This is a genomic window from Actinomycetota bacterium (genome assembly GCA_019347575.1).
Taxonomy (GTDB): Bacteria; Actinomycetota; Nitriliruptoria; order Nitriliruptorales; family Nitriliruptoraceae; genus JAHWKY01.
In genome coordinates, this window is record JAHWKY010000029.1 from 28727 (window position 1) to 44077 (window position 15351).

Here is a 15351-nt window from a genome sequence, read left to right on the forward strand (position 1 = left end):
GACACCGACGCGGAAGCACAGGTCATCTCGATGGCCGAGCAGCGCGCCGCCCGGCACGGCCGGGCGCGTTGCGCCGCGTTGACCAACGAGGGTCGACCGTGCCGCAACTACGCCGTCGAGGCGGGCTTCTGCCGCGTACATGCGCCCAGCGACGACGACGCCCCGCCCGCATCCGCCGACGTCCCCGAGCCGGAGCCGGCACGTCCCGAGGGCGGCATCGAGCTGCTGGCGGGGTTGCAGGCGGTACTCGGCGACGGCTGGACCGATCACGTGCGCGACGTCGCCGGCTTCCTCCGACGTCGTATCACCGGCGACTACGACGTCGACCCCTTCGGTCTCGACACCGACTTCCTCGACCACGTCTTCCTGCCACTGGTGCGGCCGCTGCACCGTTACTACTGGCGCATCCGCAGCATCGGCGCCGAGCGCATCCCCGAGGGCGGCGCGCTGGTCGTCGCCAACCACGCGGGGACGCTTCCCATCGACGGGCTCATGACCAAGCTGGACCTGTACGAGCAGACCGGCCGTCACGCCCGTGAGCTCGGGGCGGACCTGGTGTTCCGGCTGCCCTTCAGCGGCCACATGGGGCGCAAGACCGGCGCCACGCTGGCGTCGAACGAGGACGCCGAGCGGCTCCTCACCAGCGGTGAACTCGTGGCCGTATGGCCCGAGGGGTTCAAGGGCGTCGGCAAGCCGTGGAGCGAGCGCTACAAGCTGCAGCGGTTCGGTCGCGGGGGCTTCGTGTCGGTCGCTCTGCGCACCCAGACCCCGATCATCCCCACCGCGATCGTCGGGTCGGAGGAGATCTACCCGCTGCTGTACAACCTCAAGACGATCGCGCGCCTGTTCGGGCTGCCCTACTTCCCCATCGTCGCGCAGATGCTGGCGCTGCCGGTGCTGGGGCCGCTCGCCCTGCTGCCCCTTCCGAGCAAATGGGTGATCGAGTACGGCGAACCGATCGACACCAGCGAGTACGGCCCCGACGCGGCCGACGACCCGATGGCCGTGTTCGAGCTCACCGACCGGGTCCGGGACACGATCCAGCAGATGCTCTACCGCAACCTCATGGGACGGCGGGGCGTGTTCGTCTAGTCGGGCAACACAGCTCGGACGTGCGTCAGCCGCTCGCGCGGAGCCTTCCGCGTGCGTGTGCCGCTCGGATCAGTCGGTTCCGCCCGTGGCCTCGGCGAGGTCGTCGGGCCCGCCGATCAGCGTGTCGGCGTCAGGTCCGGTGGGGGCAGCTCCTCGACGGGCGGGCCGTCCAGCGGTGGGGGCGTGCCCGTGCGGTCGAGCACCCCGCCGATGACCCCGTCGACGGTCTCACCGATCGGATCCAGCGGGCCTGGGAGCCGTGGCACCACGACCCGATCAGGCTCGTCTGGCGGCGTCGGGCGGTCGTCGTCACGCGGTGGCTCCTCACGCGGCGGCTCCCTCGGGGCTGGGTCGTCCGACGGCGGCGGCTGGACCGGGTCGTCCGGCGGCGTTGACGACGGCTCGCGTGGCGGCCGTGGTTCTCGCGCCGGGACGCACTCGCACGTGGTCACCGCGTCGTTCGACAGCGGGTCGGAGACCGCCCCGTCGATCGTCGACGCGCGGGGTGCCGGGAGGGGGCCGGCGCCATCGGGATCACAGCCGCAGGCGGCGGCCTCGACCCGGTTCTCGATCGCGGCGAGGACCTCCAGCGACCGCTGCGCGAACGGCTGCACGTCCATCGGCAGAAGCTCCACGACCTGCCCCAGTCCGCTGCGCTGCTGCTCGAGGAACCCCGAGATGACGTCGAGGGCCTCAACCTGGCCCTCCAGGGCGAACACCGTGAGGAGGTCGTCGCTGCCGCGTCGGCTCGACTCGTCCATGTCCGCGAGGGCGTCGACGAGCAGGTCGCTGCGGAGGGACGTGGCGCCGTCGGTGACCTCCTCGAGCCGCTCCTCCGCGAAGCGGAGGTGGAGCCGGCCGACCGCTTCGAGATCACCGGCCAGGGCCATGCGGACGGTCTCGGTCGCCTGCTTGACCGGGTACAGCAGCTCCCCCGGAAGTGCGTACTGCGCCACAGCGGCGACGCCGGCGGTCCCGACCATCGAGGCGGCCATGGCAGAGGCGGTCGCGACGCGCAGCGAGTAGCGCCAGCGGGCGGTCCGCTCCCAGATGCCATCGCGGACGCGCTGCAGCACACCCGGGACGGGGACGGATAGCTCGAGGCGCTGGCGCAGGTCGGCACGGAAGACGGGGTCAGGCGGGGCGAGCGGCACCGCGCGTAGCGGCTGTACGAGGAGGGCGAGCGCGGCGAGTTCGGGGCCGACGTCGTCATCGGAGAGAACGCCGTCGAGGAGCAGCGCGTACTGCTCCTCGGGTGGCGGCAGGCCCCGCCTCATCACGATGCGATCCTCGGGTCGACCTTCAGGTGACGGTGGTCGCGGGATCCCTCCTCGCGCGTACTTGACATGGGTGTCAACGAGCGAGCGCCCCGTCGGTTACGCGGACCCGAGCGCCTCATGGGCGGACCAACGTGCGCGTCAGCAGCAGGACGGTCCCCAGACCGAGCGCGGCCAGGTCGGACAACGACGGTTCGTCACGGATCACATCGGCGAGGGCTCGGCTGGCGCGGTACTGCAGCGCCTTGACCGCGCCCGGCGTGCGCTGCATGACCTCGGCGGTCTCGGCGACGTTCAGGCCGTGGACGAACCTCAGCTCGATGACCTCGCGGTGGTCGTCGGAGAGCTGGTCGAGTGCGTGAGCCAGGCTCCGGGCCATGTCCCGCGCGATCGCCACCCGCTCAGGGCTGTCGGGGCGGTCATCGCCGGTCACGTCGGGCTCGGCGACCTCGTCGGTCGTCGACTCGAGTCGGAACCGCGCCGACTTGAAGTGATCGTTGACGCGGTTGCGAGCGATCGTCATCAGCCACGCCCCGATGTCCACGCCCTGCCACGTGAACTTGCCCAAGCGCCGGTAGGCGCGGAAGAACACGTCGCTGGTGAGGTCCTCCGCTGTCGGGCGGTCCTGCACGCGGCGGTACACGTACCCGAACACGCGGTCGACGTAGAGGTCGTAGAGACTCGAGAAAGCGGCGCTGTCGCCGGCCTGGGCGCGTGCGACCAGATCGATGACCTGCGGGTCGATCGTCTCGGTCTCCACTACGTGTCCCGTTCCTGCGTGGCCTACCGCCCCGCAGCGATGAGCTGGACGACGGCGGCCCCGACGATGATCGCGAGCAGGAGGACGATCGCGATCGCGGTGCCGGTGCGCACGCCGGACCTCAGCTCTGCACCGCCCCGGCTGGGGCGCTGTCGTTCCGATCGTAGGTCGGCCAGACAGGCACGTCAGGCCCCCGTCTGGGTGGTCTTCTTCTCCTCCGGGGTGCCCACCTCCTGCCCCGACCCCGTGGCCCGTTCGGGCCGGTCCGGTCGGCCGAGGACCTCCTCCGCCGGGGCACCGTCGAGCAGCGCCACGCACTTCTCGCGCTCCTGGCGCAGGAAACCGACCAGCGCGGAGCGGTCATCGAGGTACCGGCGGCAGTCGAGCTCGAGGGTGATCGACCCGGAGAAGCCGGGTGTCGCCGTCACGTCGTGGAGGAAGGACGCGAGCGGCAGCACGCCGTGGCCCAGCGGGGCGTGGCTGTCACGACCCTGACCACGGTTGTCCGACACGTGGATGTGGGCGGTGGATGCGTGCAGCTCGCGCCACGCCTCGACGATGTCCACCTCGGTGACGCCGAAGTGGCTCGTGTCGAACACGATGTCGCGGAAGGGTTCGAGGTGGGCCGGCTCGGTGTACTTGTGCAGTCGCACCGACCGCCCCGCGAGCGGCACCGGGTAGAGGTTCTCGACCCCGACCCTCGTGCCGAGCTCCGCCGCGATCGCGTCACCCTCGTCGATCAGCCACTGGTGGAAGTTGCGCTGCCAGCGGAAGGGTGGGTGTACGACCATCAGGTCGGAGCCGACCTCGGCGGCGAGGTCGAGCGAGGTGCGGGCCTTCTGGACGAGGTCGGATCCGAAGACGCGGCGCGTGAGGAGCAGGAAGGGCCCGTGCAGCACCGGTACCGCCACCCCCTCCTTCCGGGAGGCGGCGGTGATCCGTTCCGCATCCTGACTGGCCGGGTCCTGGGTCACCATCAGCTCGACGCCGTCGAAGCCCGCTTCCGCGATGACCCCGAAGGCCCAGTCGAGGGGGCGGGCGAAGAAGGCGCCGGTGGAGGCGAGGAGGCGTAGAGGTCCCATCGCGAACGAGCCTACCCCCCGCCCCTCCCCGCCTCTCTCTGCGCCACCGTCCGTGCTCACGTAGCGAAGCGGTAGCACGGTCTGAGTGCTCAAGTAGCGGAGCGGTAGCACGATCTGTCCAGGTGGGAGGCGACCGTTACGCTCGCGTCGTTCTGTTCCCGTGGGGGAGTCCGACCGGTGCCCGAGCCCGACCTCGCCGCCCGCCTGGCCGCGACGGCGCGCCGATCGCCGGGTTCGGTCGCGCTTCGGTGGCAGGACCGCGCGGTCACCTACGCCGAGCTCGACCACCAGGTCGACGCGGCGGCGGGCGCCTTGCAGCACCTCGGGGTCGGCCCCGGCGATCGCGTGGCCCTCCTGTTGGGCAACACGCCGGCCTTCGTCGAGGCCCACTTCGGCTCGCTGCGTGCGGGTGCTGCCGTCGTCCCCCTGAACCCCGGACTGCAGGCCCCCGAGCTCGAACACATCCTGGGTGACTCGGGGGCCCACGTCGTCATCGCGATGGGGGCCCTGACGGACACGCTCGTCGATCTCCGGCAACGGCTCGACACGCTGACGCACGTCGTCACCGTGGGAAGCGGCTCAGGGGATGCCTCGTGGACCGAGCTCGTGCAGGCCGGCCACCCGTACGAGCCGGTGGACCGACGTCCCCAGGACCTCGCGGCTCTCGTCTACACCTCGGGCACGACCGGCCTTCCCCGTGGGGCCATGCTGTCGCGCGTGAACCTCGCGGCGGCTCAGGACCAGTCGCTGGCGGGTCGCCTCCGGATCGAGCCGTCCGACACGGTCCTGCTGGTCCTGCCGCTGTTCCACATCTACGCGTTGAACGTGGGGCTGGGCGCGTCCGTCCGGGTCGGTGCGACGATGGTCCTCGTCGAGCGCTTCGACCCGGTCGGCTCCCTGACGGAGGTCGAGCGGCACGGCGTGACGGTGATCCTCGGCGCCCCGCCGATGTACGTGGCGTGGCTGAACACCGCCGAGGCACGGCAGGTCGATCTCTCCAGCGTCCGTGTGGCTGTCTCCGGCGCCGCTCCGCTCCCTGCCCACGTCTTGCGGCGCACCCGCGAGGAGCTCGGGCTCACCGTGTGGGAGGGCTACGGGCTCACCGAGGCGGCTCCGAGCGTCACCAGCAACGCCATGGGCGACGAGGCGCGACCGGGGTCCGTCGGCCTACCGCTTCCGGGCGTCGAGATCCGCGTGGTCGACGACGAGGGCCGTGATGTCGAGCGGGGCGACCCCGGTGAGGTGTGGGTCCGGGGCGACAACGTCTTCGATGGCTACTGGAACGATCCAGATGCCACGCGCGAGGTGCTGACCGAGGACGGTTGGCTCCTGACCGGCGACATCGGGACCCGCGACAACGACGGCTACCTCTACCTCGTCGACCGCAAGCGCGACCTGATCCTGGTGAGCGGCTTCAACGTCTACCCCCGCGAGGTCGAACGCGTTCTCGAACGTCACCCTGCCGTGGACGAGTGCGCGGTGGTCGGTGTCCCCCACCCCTACACCGGCGAGACCGTCAAGGCCTACGTCGTGGTGCGACCGGGTGCGGAGGTCACCGAGGACGACCTGGCGCTGTTCACCCGCAGCGAGCTCGCCCGCTACAAGTGCCCGGAGACGGTCGAGTTCGTGTCCGAGCTGCCTCACACCGCCACGGGCAAGGTCCGTCGGGGCGCGCTGCGCGACCGAGGCTGAGGTGGCTGGGGCAGCCAGCGTCCTGGCCACGGCGGTCAGCGGAGCGTTCGCCGTCGCGCTGGTACGGCGGTGGGTCGCGGGGGGACGTCGGACTCTCTCGCTGCTCACGTGGGCGATCTCGCTCGGCATGTTCTGCATCGCGTCCGCGGCGCTCGCCTTCGGCACGTTGTCGGGCTGGAGCGAACCGACCTTCCGCACCTTCTACCTCTTCGGGGCGATCCTGAACGTGCCCTGGTTGGCGCTCGGCACGGTCCAGATCAACGCGCGACGCACACCCGTGACCCGCGCAGCGGGTGCAGGATCGCTGCTGATCGCCGGTGCGAGCGGGCTGCTGGCGACCGCCGCCAGCGACACGCCGGAAGCCGTCTTCCTGATCGGGGCCGTCATCGCGGGGTTGTGGGGTACCGCGCTGCTGCTCGCGGACGAGGGCGCGGTGGCTCTCTCCGCCGTGGTGGTCGTGGCCCTGACCGGTCTGGCGAGCGCCGTGGTCGCCGCAGCGGGGCTCAACGGTGCCGTCGTCGACGTCGGCCTGCCCGAGGGACGCGAGCTGTTCGGGGCGCTGCCGCGAGGGCTGGCGTTCGGGGCGAACACGGCCGGAGCCACGATCGTGATCGTGGCCGCCGTCGCGTCCGCGCTGCACGTCGCCTGGCCGACCGCAGCGGAGCGTGAGCACGACCGCGTGCGACGGCAGCGAACCGGCTCGCTGGTCGGTCACTTCGCCGCTGCGGTCGAGGCCCTCCTACTGGCGTGGCGTGCCCGTGACCGCGAGGGGGGCGACCTCGTCGCCGGCAACCTCCTCATCGCGTTCGGGGTCGCGGTCGCCGGGGCGGGTGGGGCGTTGTCGTTCCTCGGTGAGACCACGGGCAACGCGCTGGGGCTCGCCATCGGTGTCACCATCATGTACGCCGGGTTCCGCCGGACCGGCCGGTCGACTGCGGCGTGATGGCGCCGGGACGGTACGGTCGGGTCGAGAACGGGGCAGGAGCCGACGAGTGTCGCTGACCGTGGGGAGCGGCCGCCGCCGCCACCGTGTCGTGGTGGAGGTGTTCACGCGCGACGAGTGCCCGCTCTGCGAGGAGGCGGAGGTGCTCGTGGCGAAGGAGGCCCGACACGCCCGCGTCCGGCGGATCGACGTGGACACCGACGACGGGTTGCGCCAGCGGTACGGCGAACGTGTGCCGGTGGTCGTCGTGGACGGCCGCGAGATCAGCGAGGGTCCGCTCCAGCCCGGCCTCGTCGCCCGCACGGTCCGTCGTGCCCGAGAGGGTCGCTGGGCCGACTGGCGCCGCGCGTGAGCACGACCTCCGACCGCCGGTTGCCGGCGGCCACCGTCGACCGGTTGCCGCTCTACCTCGAGGTGCTGGCCGACCTCGTCGACTCCGGGGTGGAGACCATCGCCAGCGGTCCGCTCGCTGAGGCTGCCGGCGTCAACTCCGCCATCGTGCGCAAGGATCTGTCTTACCTCGGGACCTTCGGGACACGCGGGGTCGGCTATCCCGCACGCGATCTCGCCGACGCGATCATCGACGTGCTCGGACTCGCCGAGGAGCGGCGTGTGGTCATCGTCGGGGTCGGCAACCTCGGGAGGGCACTGGCGAGCTACGACGGGTTCGGCAAGCGTGGCTTCCACGTCGCGGCGCTGGTCGACGCCGACCCCGAGAAGGTGGGCACGATCGTCGGTGGGTGCGTCGTGCAGGCCCTGTCCGATCTCCGGCGGGTGGTGCGCCGCGAGGGGATCTCGATCGGGATCCTGGCGACGCCAGCCATCGCCGCCCAGGCCGTCGCCGACGACCTCGTCGAGTCGGGCGTCACCGCGATCCTCAACTTCGCCCCGACGCGGGTGGAGGTTCCCGCCGGAACCTCGATCCGCCGAGTGGATCTGTCGACCGAGCTGCAGATCCTGTCCTTCTACGAGCAGGTCCACGCCGTCACGGATCGGCGGAGGGCCTGACCCGACCGAGCGACGGTTCCCACGGGACGGCGTTGGGGAGGCTCAGGGACGGGCGGTACCCTGGCCGTCACGCGGGGACCACGCACCGCGATCACACGTGACGACCCCCGCGCTTGACCAGCGCAACGCACCCGACCAGACCGGGCGACCCGAACCGACCGAACGGCACCACCCGGATGTCCGTCCTCGTCATCGGCCTCAACCACCGCAGTGCGGACCTCGATCTGCTCGAGCGTCTCGCGGTGCCGTCCGAAGAGCTCCCCAAAGCCCTGCGGGCCGTCACCGCCCTCGAGCACGTCATCGAGGGGGTCGTGCTGTCGACCTGCAACCGCGTCGAGGTCTACGCCCACGTGAGCCGCTTCCACCCCGGGCTGCAGGAGCTGGTCGCGTGGCTCTCCGAGCGTGCCGGGATGGACATCGCCGAGTTCGAGGCCGCGCACTACGCCCACTACGACGAGCGCGCCGCGGAGCACCTCTTCACGGTCGCCTCCGGCCTCGATTCCCTCGTCGTCGGCGAACCCCAGATCGGTCTGCAGGTCAAGCAGGCGGCCGAGGTCGCGCGCGACGAGGGCGCGAGCCGGCGCGTGCTCCAGAAGCTGTTCCGCGAGGCCGTACGTGTCTCGCGTCGCGCCCGGTCCGAGACCGCGATCGAGGCCGGCGCCCGCTCCATGGTCGATGTCGGGCTCGACACCGTCGTCGAACACGTCGGTCCCCTCGTCGACAAGACGGTCCTGGTGGTCGGCGCGGGCAAGGTGGGCGCGTTGACGGCCGAGAAACTCAGTGAGGTCGCGGCGCAGCGGGTGCTCGTCTGGAACCGCACCCCCGACAAGGCGCGGCGCATCGCGGCGCGCGCGGACGGCGAGGTCATCGCCGAACCGGACCTCCACGGTGCGGTAGCGGACGCCGATGTCGTCGTGTGCACGACCGGGGCGTCCCACCCGATCCTCCACGCCGAGCTCGTCGAGGCCGCCATCGCGACCCGCCCCGACCGCCCCGTCGTGCTGCTGGACCTCGCGGTCCCCCGCAACGTCGATCCCGCTTGTGCCCACATCCCCGGCGTCGAGATCGTCGACATCGACGTCGTGCGCGAGGCGATCCACGAGCCCGCGATCGCCGGCGATGTCGTTGCCGAGGTCCGCGCGATCGTCGAGGAGGAAGCCCTGCGCTTCGGTGCCTGGACGCGCGCGGTGAAGATCGAGCCGACCATCCGTGCCCTGCGCGAGCGCGCCGACGCCATCCGCAGGGCGGAGCTCGAGCGCGTGCGGATCGCCGGTCTCGACGAACGCCAGCGTGAGGCGGTCGAGGCGCTCGCTCGCGGCATCATCAACACGCTCCTGCACGAGCCATCGGTGCGGTTGAAGAGCCTGGCTGACCGGGGCGGGGCGGAGCACTACGCCAACGCGCTGCGCGAGCTGTTCGACCTCGACGAGTGACTGCCCAGGTTGTCCTACCGCCCTCCGGGCTGCTTGAGGACGCCCTCCGCGAGCGCGACGAGTGACCGACGCTCCCTGGCGCATCGCGACCCGACGCAGCGTCCTGGCGCGGACGCAGGCGGGGCACATCGCGGAGGCGCTCGAGGTCGCAACCGGCCGCACCGCCGAGCTCGTCCCGCTCTCGACGACCGGTGACGAGCACCCCGAGCGGGCTCTGGAGGCGTTCGACACGAAGGGTATGTTCGTCGACGGTGTCCGACGCGCGGTGCTCGATGGCGATTGCCACCTCGCGGTCCACTCCTTCAAGGACCTCCCGACGGACGCGGCCGAGGGCTTGGTGGTCGGGGCCATCCCGGCACGGGCGGATCCCCGTGACCTGCTCGTGACGCGCGACGGGGCGCGACTGGCGACGCTGGCGCGCGATGCGACCGTTGGCACGTCCAGCGCTCGACGCAGAGCACAGCTGCAGAAGGCGCGACGCGATCTGCTCGTCCAGCCGCTGCGCGGCAACCTCGACACGCGTCTGCGCCGCGTCGCCGACGGCGACCTCGACGCGGTCGTCGTCGCGATGGCCGGCGTGCTGCGTCTCGGATCCGACCTCGACGTGGCGGTGAAGGCGGTGCCGCTCGAGCACGGGGAGTGCCTCCACGCACCAGCGCAGGGCGCGCTCGCGGTGGAGTGTCGTGTCGACGACGACGAGGTGCTCGTGGCGCTCCGGACGATCGACGACGAGAACACTCGCCGCTGCGCCACGACCGAGCGCGCTCTCCTCGCCGAGCTCGAGGGCGGGTGCACCGCCCCCATCGGGGCGCACGCCGAGACCCGGGGCGACCGGCTCGAGCTCCTGGGCATGCTGTCCGACCCCTCCGGGACGCGACTCCTGCGCGCATCCGCCCAGGCGGCCCTCAGCGAAGGTGACCGACTCGCCGCGGCGCTCGCGCGGACGCTCCGCGAGCAGGGCGGGGACGGGATCCTCGAACGCCTCCGGACGCGGTCGACTCCGTGAACCGGTCCTACGGGGACTGGGCCGAGATCCTGCGGCCCTACCGCGGTCTCGGTGGCGGGCCCGCGGAACCGGGCACGGTCTACCTCGTCGGCGGAGGTCCGGGGGATCCGGGACTGCTGACCCTGCGGGCCGCCGTGCTCATCTCGACGTGCGACCTGCTGCTGCACGACCGGCTGTCCCCGGAGGAGGCCTTGATGCTCGCTCCCACGGGAGCCGACGTCATCGCGGTCGGGAAGCGGTACGGGGAGCAGGGACTGACCCGCGGCGAGGTCGACGCCCTCATGGCCGGCGGCGCCCGCGACGGCAAGGCGGTCGTCCGTCTGAAGGGAGGGGACCCGTTCGTGTTCGGACGGGGCGGCGAGGAGGCGGAGGCGTTGCGGCTCGCCGGTATCCCGTTCGAGATCGTCAGTGGCGTGACCTCCGCCGTCGCGGTCCCCGCGGCGGCCGGCGTTCCGCTCACCCACCGAGGCATCGCCGCAGGCTTCGCCGTCGTCACCGGCCACGAGGATCCCGCCAAGGGTGGCGGGCACATCGACTTCGAGACCCTCGCGCGCTTCCCCGGGACGCTGTTGTTCCTCATGGGAGTGACCCACATCGGCCAGGTCGCCGAGCGGCTCGTTGCGCACGGCAAGTCGCCCGACCTCCCCGTCGCAGTGATCCGGTGGGGCACGACGCCCCGGCAGCAGACGCTGACGGCCACCCTGGGCACCGTCGCCGCAGAGGTCGAGCGCGTGGGCTTGCGTCCCCCCGCGGTCACCGTGGTCGGTGATGTCGCCGCCTTGACCCCCGCACTGCGCTGGCGGGAGGACCTGCCGCTCCACGGCGTACGCGTCCTGGTGCCGCGCACCCGCGACCAGGCATCCGTGCTGTCGGCGCGCATCCGCACGCTCGGTGGCCAACCCATCGAAGCTCCGACGATCGAGATCCACCCTGCTGACCGCGAGCTGCTGACGGCTGCGCTCCGCGCGGTCGGCAACGGGGAGTTCGAGGCGGTCGCCTTCACTTCGCCCAACGGGGTCCGTTCGGTCGCCGAGGCCCTCGATGAGGCTGGGCTCGACGCTCGCTCGCTCGCGGGAGCTGATCTCGTCGCGGCCGTGGGCCCCGGCACCGCGAGCGCGCTGTGGCGCCGCCTCCGGGTGCGCGCCGACCTCGTGCCCGACACCTCGACGACCGAAGCGCTGGCGGCGGCGTTCCCCACGGGCTCGGGGCAGGTGCTGCTGCCTCGCGCCGACATCGCCACGCACGTCCTCGAGGACGCGCTGCGTGACAAGGGCTACGACCCCGTCCGCGTCGATGCCTACCGCACGATGCGCCCCGAGGACCTGCCGCCGGGGGTCGCCGACGACCTGGCGGCTGGCGAGATCGACGTGCTCGCCTTCCCCGCCTCCTCCACCGTCCGCAACTTCGTCGACATCATGGGTGGCCGGCCCTGGCGGGCGACGGTCGTCTCCATCGGTCCCGTGACGAGCGCCATGTGTCGCGAGCTGGGGCTGGAGGTGTCGGCCGAGGCCCTTCCCCACGACCTCGACGGGCTGGTGGCGGCCATCGTGGCAGTGGCCTCGCGCTGACCCGCCGGCCGTGTCCGGTCGAGGTGGTCCGACCGGGTGCTCTCTAGCCTGAGCCGCGGAGGTGCCGCCGTGGCCATCAAGGACCGCCTGGGGCAGGTGCCGCTCGTCGGGACCGCGCTGCGGGTGCAGGAGCGCTACGAGGGCGACGCCGCCAACCAGCTCGCCGCAGCCATCGCGTTCTTCGGGTTCCTGTCGGTGTTCCCCCTGCTGCTGGTCGGGTTGGCCGTGGCCGGGTTCGTGCTCGCCGGTGACCCCGCGGCACAGCGCGAGGTCGTCGAGGCCATCACCGGGGCCATCCCCGGCTTCCAGGGAGCGCTCGGGGAGAGCCAGATCGGCGCCGCGGTCGAGACCCTGATCGACAACCGCGGTGGCGTCGGGATCGTCGGCCTCGTGACGCTGCTGCTCTCGGGACTGCGCGTGGTCGACGCCTCGAGCGTCGCCACCGGACGGGTGTTCCGGGTTGAGGCGGCTCAGAACGCGGTCCAGACCCGCCTGCGTGAGCTCGGGGTGCTCGCGGTCCTCGGCACGCTCGTGCTCGTCGGCGCGGGGATGGCCTCGTTGACCGGTGCCACCGGATCGCTGGCCACGCTGCTCGGCCTCCTCGCCGCCCTCGCGATCGACGGGCTGATGTTCCTGTTCGCCTACCGCTACCTCAACCCCGGCCCTCCCCCCATCGGGCGGCTGTGGCCGGGAGCCGTCCTGGCGGCGACGGGATGGGTCGTGCTCAAGACGTTCGGGGCGACGTTCGTCAGCGACAAGGTCGCGGAGGCGAACGCGCTGTACGGGACCCTCGGTGGGGTCTTCGCTCTGCTGTTCCTGCTCTTCCTCGGGGCGCGCCTCTACCTCTACGGTGCGGAACTCAACGCGGTGCTGGCGGAGGACGACGGATCGATGGACGCGGACGCAGTAGACGAGGTGCCGAGCGACGCCCGGACCGATCCACCCGATCTCGACGCCCCGACGCCCTGGCCCGGCGACGAGCACATCGAGGATCACCGACCGCCGCTCGCCCCGGCCCCTGCTGCCAACGAACGCTCGGATGCGGTGAGCACCGCGACCGTGGCACGCCTAGAGGAAGCCGACGATCGCACGCGCGAGCTGCGCGACCCGCATCCGGTGCAACGCGCGATCGCGTTCGTGCTGGGCCTGGGGATCGTGGCCGGCCTGATCAAGGCCATCGGGCTCCCCGGCCGGAACGACTGAGACGCCGGTACGATCGGGGCGATGAGCACCTTCCCCGAGCTGCGTCTGCGCCGTCTCCGGCGGACCCCTGCCCTGCGGCGTGCGTTCGCCGAGACGCGCCCCGACCCCGCCGCGCTCGTCGCGCCTCTGTTCGTCAAGGAGGGCGCGATCGAACCCGTCCCCGTCGGTTCGATGCCGGGCATCTCGCAGCACTCGATCGCGTCGGTCCGCGCGGAGGCCAAGCGTCTGCACGGGCTCGGGATCAGCAGCTTCATCCTCTTCGGCATCCCCGAGCGCAAGGACGCAACTGGCTCGTCGGGATGGGATCCCGACGGCCCCGTCCCCGTGGCCGCCCGCGCGCTCCGTGACGACCTCGGCGACGACGTGGGGCTGTGGGCCGACGTGTGCTCGTGCGAGTACACCGACCACGGCCACTGCGGCCCCCTCACCGACGCCGGCGAGGTCGACAACGATCGCGCGGTCGAGGGCTACGTCCGCGAGGCCTTGGTCTACGTCGACGCCGGCTGCGACGTCGTCGCCCCCAGCGGCATGATGGATGGCCAGGTCGGCGCGATCCGCGGTGTCCTCGACGGCAACGGTCACGCCGACACCATCGTCGTCGCCTACGCGGCGAAGTACGCGTCCTCGTTCTACGGGCCGTTCCGCGAGGCCGCCGAGTCCGCGCCTTCGTTCGGTGACCGGCGGACCTACCAGATGGATCCGCCCAACCGACGCGAGGCGCTGCGCGAGGTGGCGCTCGACGTCATCGAGGGGGCGGACGTCGTGATGGTGAAGCCGGCGTTGCCCTACCTCGACGTGATCGCCGATGTGAGTGCCAGCTTCGATCTTCCGGTTGCCGCCTACCACGTATCCGGTGAGTACGCCATGGTGAAGGCAGCGGCGGAGCGCGGTTGGATCGACGGCGAGCGTGTGATGCTCGAGTCCATCACGTCGGTGCTGCGCGCGGGCGCCGACCTCGTCCTCACCTACGCCGCCGGCGAGGTGGCCGAGTCGCTGCGACGCACCTGATCGACGCGGTGACGTAGAGTCCGCGACACGCCGGTTGGAGGTACACCTTGGAGCGGATCGTCGTGGGTGTGGACGGCACCGAGACGGCCGAACACGCCGCACGTGAGGCCGCGCGCTACGCGAGCGCGTCGGGCGGCGAACTGCGGTTCGTGACCGCCTACGACCGTTCAGACCCGGCGACCGTTCGGGGCGGCGGCTCCGACGTCTGGCGCATCGATTCGCTCCAGACCGCGGAGAACCTCGTCGAGGGGCTGGCTGGCCGCATCGGCTACACCGGCCCGTGGACAACCTCCGCCCGGAACGGCGCCGTCGCTGACACGATCGTGGAGGAGGCGCGTGAGAGCGGCGCCACCCTCATCGTCGTCGGCAACCGTCGCGTGCAGGGAGCGGCTCGGGTGCTCGGCTCGGTCGCCTCCTCGGTGCTCCGCCAGGCGCCCTGTTCGGTGCTCGTCGTCAAGACCACCTGAGCGGTTGGACTGGCTGGTCCGGACGCCGTTCGCTCACCGAGGGCTGCACGGCGCCGGAGTGCCGGAGAACTCCCTGGCTGCGGTCGCTGCCGCCGCCGACGCGGGGTACGCCATCGAACTCGACGTCCACCCTTCGGCGGATCGCGAGGCGGTCGTGTTCCACGACGACGATCTCGAGCGCGTGACCGGAGCGCCGGGTCGGATCCAGGCGCTGCGTGTCGAAGAGCTACGTCGCCGGAGGTTGCTGGACAGCGACGAACACGTCCCCGTGCTCGGCGAGGTGTTCGAGGTCGTGGCGGGGCGGGTCCCCATCATGATCGAGATCAAGAACCGCCGCGGTCGAGCGGGGGCGGTCGAGCCGCGGGTCGCCGCTCTCGTCGAGGGCTACCGCGGGCCGGTGACGGTCACCTCGTTCAACCCCCAGACGGTGGCGTGGTTCGCGGCGCGTGCCCCGGGCATCCTCCGTGGCCAGACCGCGATGAGGTTCGACGATGATGTCGCCGACGTCCCCCGCTGGCTGCGCGCCCCCCTGCGCCAGCTGCGGTTCAACCCGCGCACCCGGCCGCACTACGTCAGCTACGCGCTCGACGGCCTGCCCAACCCGTGGACCGACGCGTGGCGTGCGCGAGGGCGCCCCTTGATCGCCTGGACCGTCCGGACCGAAGCCGAGCTCACCCGCGCCCGCGACCTCGCCGACAACCTGATCTTCGAGGGCGTGCGGCCGCCAACGGGCGACGGGTGACCGACGTCGGCGGGGCGGATGCCGGCGGCGTGTTCGTTCGTCGTCGGGACACGCGCCCCGTCGGCGTCGG

At 71.9% G+C, this 15351-nt stretch carries 15 protein-coding genes; 12 read left to right on the forward strand and 3 right to left on the reverse strand.

Annotated features, from left to right (window positions below; translation table 11 throughout):
* Positions 1-30: 30 nt before the first annotated feature.
* A complete protein-coding gene (locus KY469_17085) occupies positions 31-1092 on the forward strand; it encodes an acyltransferase family protein (GenBank protein ID MBW3664816.1) in 1062 nt (353 codons plus the stop codon).
* Between the two features lie 116 nt (positions 1093-1208).
* On the opposite strand, the gene KY469_17090 is transcribed toward KY469_17085, so the two are convergent.
* From KY469_17090 to KY469_17100, 3 genes are all read right to left on the reverse strand, one after another.
* Entirely contained in the window at positions 1209-2369 is a 1161-nt protein-coding gene (locus KY469_17090) for a hypothetical protein (protein ID MBW3664817.1), read from the reverse strand.
* 118 nt (positions 2370-2487) lie between these two features.
* Positions 2488-3129: a sigma-70 family RNA polymerase sigma factor gene (locus KY469_17095; protein MBW3664818.1), complete on the reverse strand. Its 642-nt coding sequence runs from the start codon at positions 3127-3129 to the stop codon at positions 2488-2490.
* Positions 3130-3314: 185 nt separating this feature from the next.
* The gene (locus KY469_17100) at positions 3315-4211 is read right to left on the reverse strand and encodes a sugar phosphate isomerase/epimerase (protein ID MBW3664819.1); all 897 of its coding nucleotides are present in this window, start codon (positions 4209-4211) and stop codon (positions 3315-3317) included.
* Positions 4212-4388: 177 nt separating this feature from the next.
* On the opposite strand from KY469_17100, the gene KY469_17105 reads away from it, so the two are divergent.
* The 11 genes from KY469_17105 (at position 4389) to KY469_17155 (ending at position 15281) form a co-directional block, all read left to right on the forward strand.
* Positions 4389-5903, forward strand: a complete 1515-nt coding sequence (locus KY469_17105; GenBank protein MBW3664820.1) for a long-chain fatty acid--CoA ligase — start codon at positions 4389-4391, stop codon at positions 5901-5903.
* A 1-nt stretch (position 5904) separates the two neighbouring features.
* Entirely contained in the window at positions 5905-6846 is a 942-nt protein-coding gene (locus tag KY469_17110) for a hypothetical protein (GenBank protein ID MBW3664821.1), read from the forward strand.
* A 49-nt stretch (positions 6847-6895) separates the two neighbouring features.
* Complete coding sequence (locus KY469_17115) at positions 6896-7198, forward strand: glutaredoxin family protein (GenBank protein MBW3664822.1); 303 nt, start codon at positions 6896-6898, stop codon at positions 7196-7198.
* Entirely contained in the window at positions 7174-7854 is a 681-nt protein-coding gene (locus KY469_17120) for a redox-sensing transcriptional repressor Rex (GenBank protein ID MBW3664823.1), read from the forward strand. The genes KY469_17115 and KY469_17120 overlap by 25 nt, the downstream gene beginning before the upstream one ends.
* Before the next feature lie 176 nt (positions 7855-8030).
* Positions 8031-9287, forward strand: coding sequence for a glutamyl-tRNA reductase (locus tag KY469_17125; protein MBW3664824.1), 1257 nt, complete (start codon positions 8031-8033; stop codon positions 9285-9287).
* A gap of 61 nt (positions 9288-9348) precedes the next feature.
* On the forward strand, positions 9349-10293 hold the full coding sequence (gene hemC / locus KY469_17130) for a hydroxymethylbilane synthase (GenBank protein ID MBW3664825.1): 945 nt from the start codon (positions 9349-9351) through the stop codon (positions 10291-10293).
* 29 nt (positions 10294-10322) lie between these two features.
* Complete coding sequence (cobA, locus tag KY469_17135) at positions 10323-11861, forward strand: uroporphyrinogen-III C-methyltransferase (GenBank protein ID MBW3664826.1); 1539 nt, start codon at positions 10323-10325, stop codon at positions 11859-11861.
* Positions 11862-11930: 69 nt separating this feature from the next.
* On the forward strand, positions 11931-13064 hold the full coding sequence (locus KY469_17140; protein ID MBW3664827.1) for a YihY/virulence factor BrkB family protein: 1134 nt from the start codon (positions 11931-11933) through the stop codon (positions 13062-13064).
* Positions 13065-13085: 21 nt separating this feature from the next.
* Complete coding sequence (hemB, locus tag KY469_17145) at positions 13086-14072, forward strand: porphobilinogen synthase (GenBank protein ID MBW3664828.1); 987 nt, start codon at positions 13086-13088, stop codon at positions 14070-14072.
* Positions 14073-14119: 47 nt separating this feature from the next.
* Positions 14120-14539 (forward strand): universal stress protein, encoded by a 420-nt coding sequence (locus KY469_17150; GenBank protein MBW3664829.1) that lies wholly within the window; start codon positions 14120-14122, stop codon positions 14537-14539.
* A 58-nt stretch (positions 14540-14597) separates the two neighbouring features.
* Positions 14598-15281, forward strand: coding sequence for a glycerophosphodiester phosphodiesterase (locus KY469_17155; GenBank protein MBW3664830.1), 684 nt, complete (start codon positions 14598-14600; stop codon positions 15279-15281).
* Positions 15282-15351 lie beyond the last annotated feature (70 nt).

Coding starts and splice junctions, on each gene's coding strand:
- KY469_17085 (MBW3664816.1), top strand. CDS start 31: ATGGCCGAGCAGCGCGCCGCCCGGCACGGCCGGGCGCGTTGCGCCGCG.
- KY469_17090 (MBW3664817.1), bottom strand. CDS start 2,369: ATGAGGCGGGGCCTGCCGCCACCCGAGGAGCAGTACGCGCTGCTCCTC.
- KY469_17100 (MBW3664819.1), bottom strand. CDS start 4,211: ATGGGACCTCTACGCCTCCTCGCCTCCACCGGCGCCTTCTTCGCCCGC.
- KY469_17125 (MBW3664824.1), top strand. CDS start 8,031: ATGTCCGTCCTCGTCATCGGCCTCAACCACCGCAGTGCGGACCTCGAT.
- hemB (MBW3664828.1), top strand. CDS start 13,086: ATGAGCACCTTCCCCGAGCTGCGTCTGCGCCGTCTCCGGCGGACCCCT.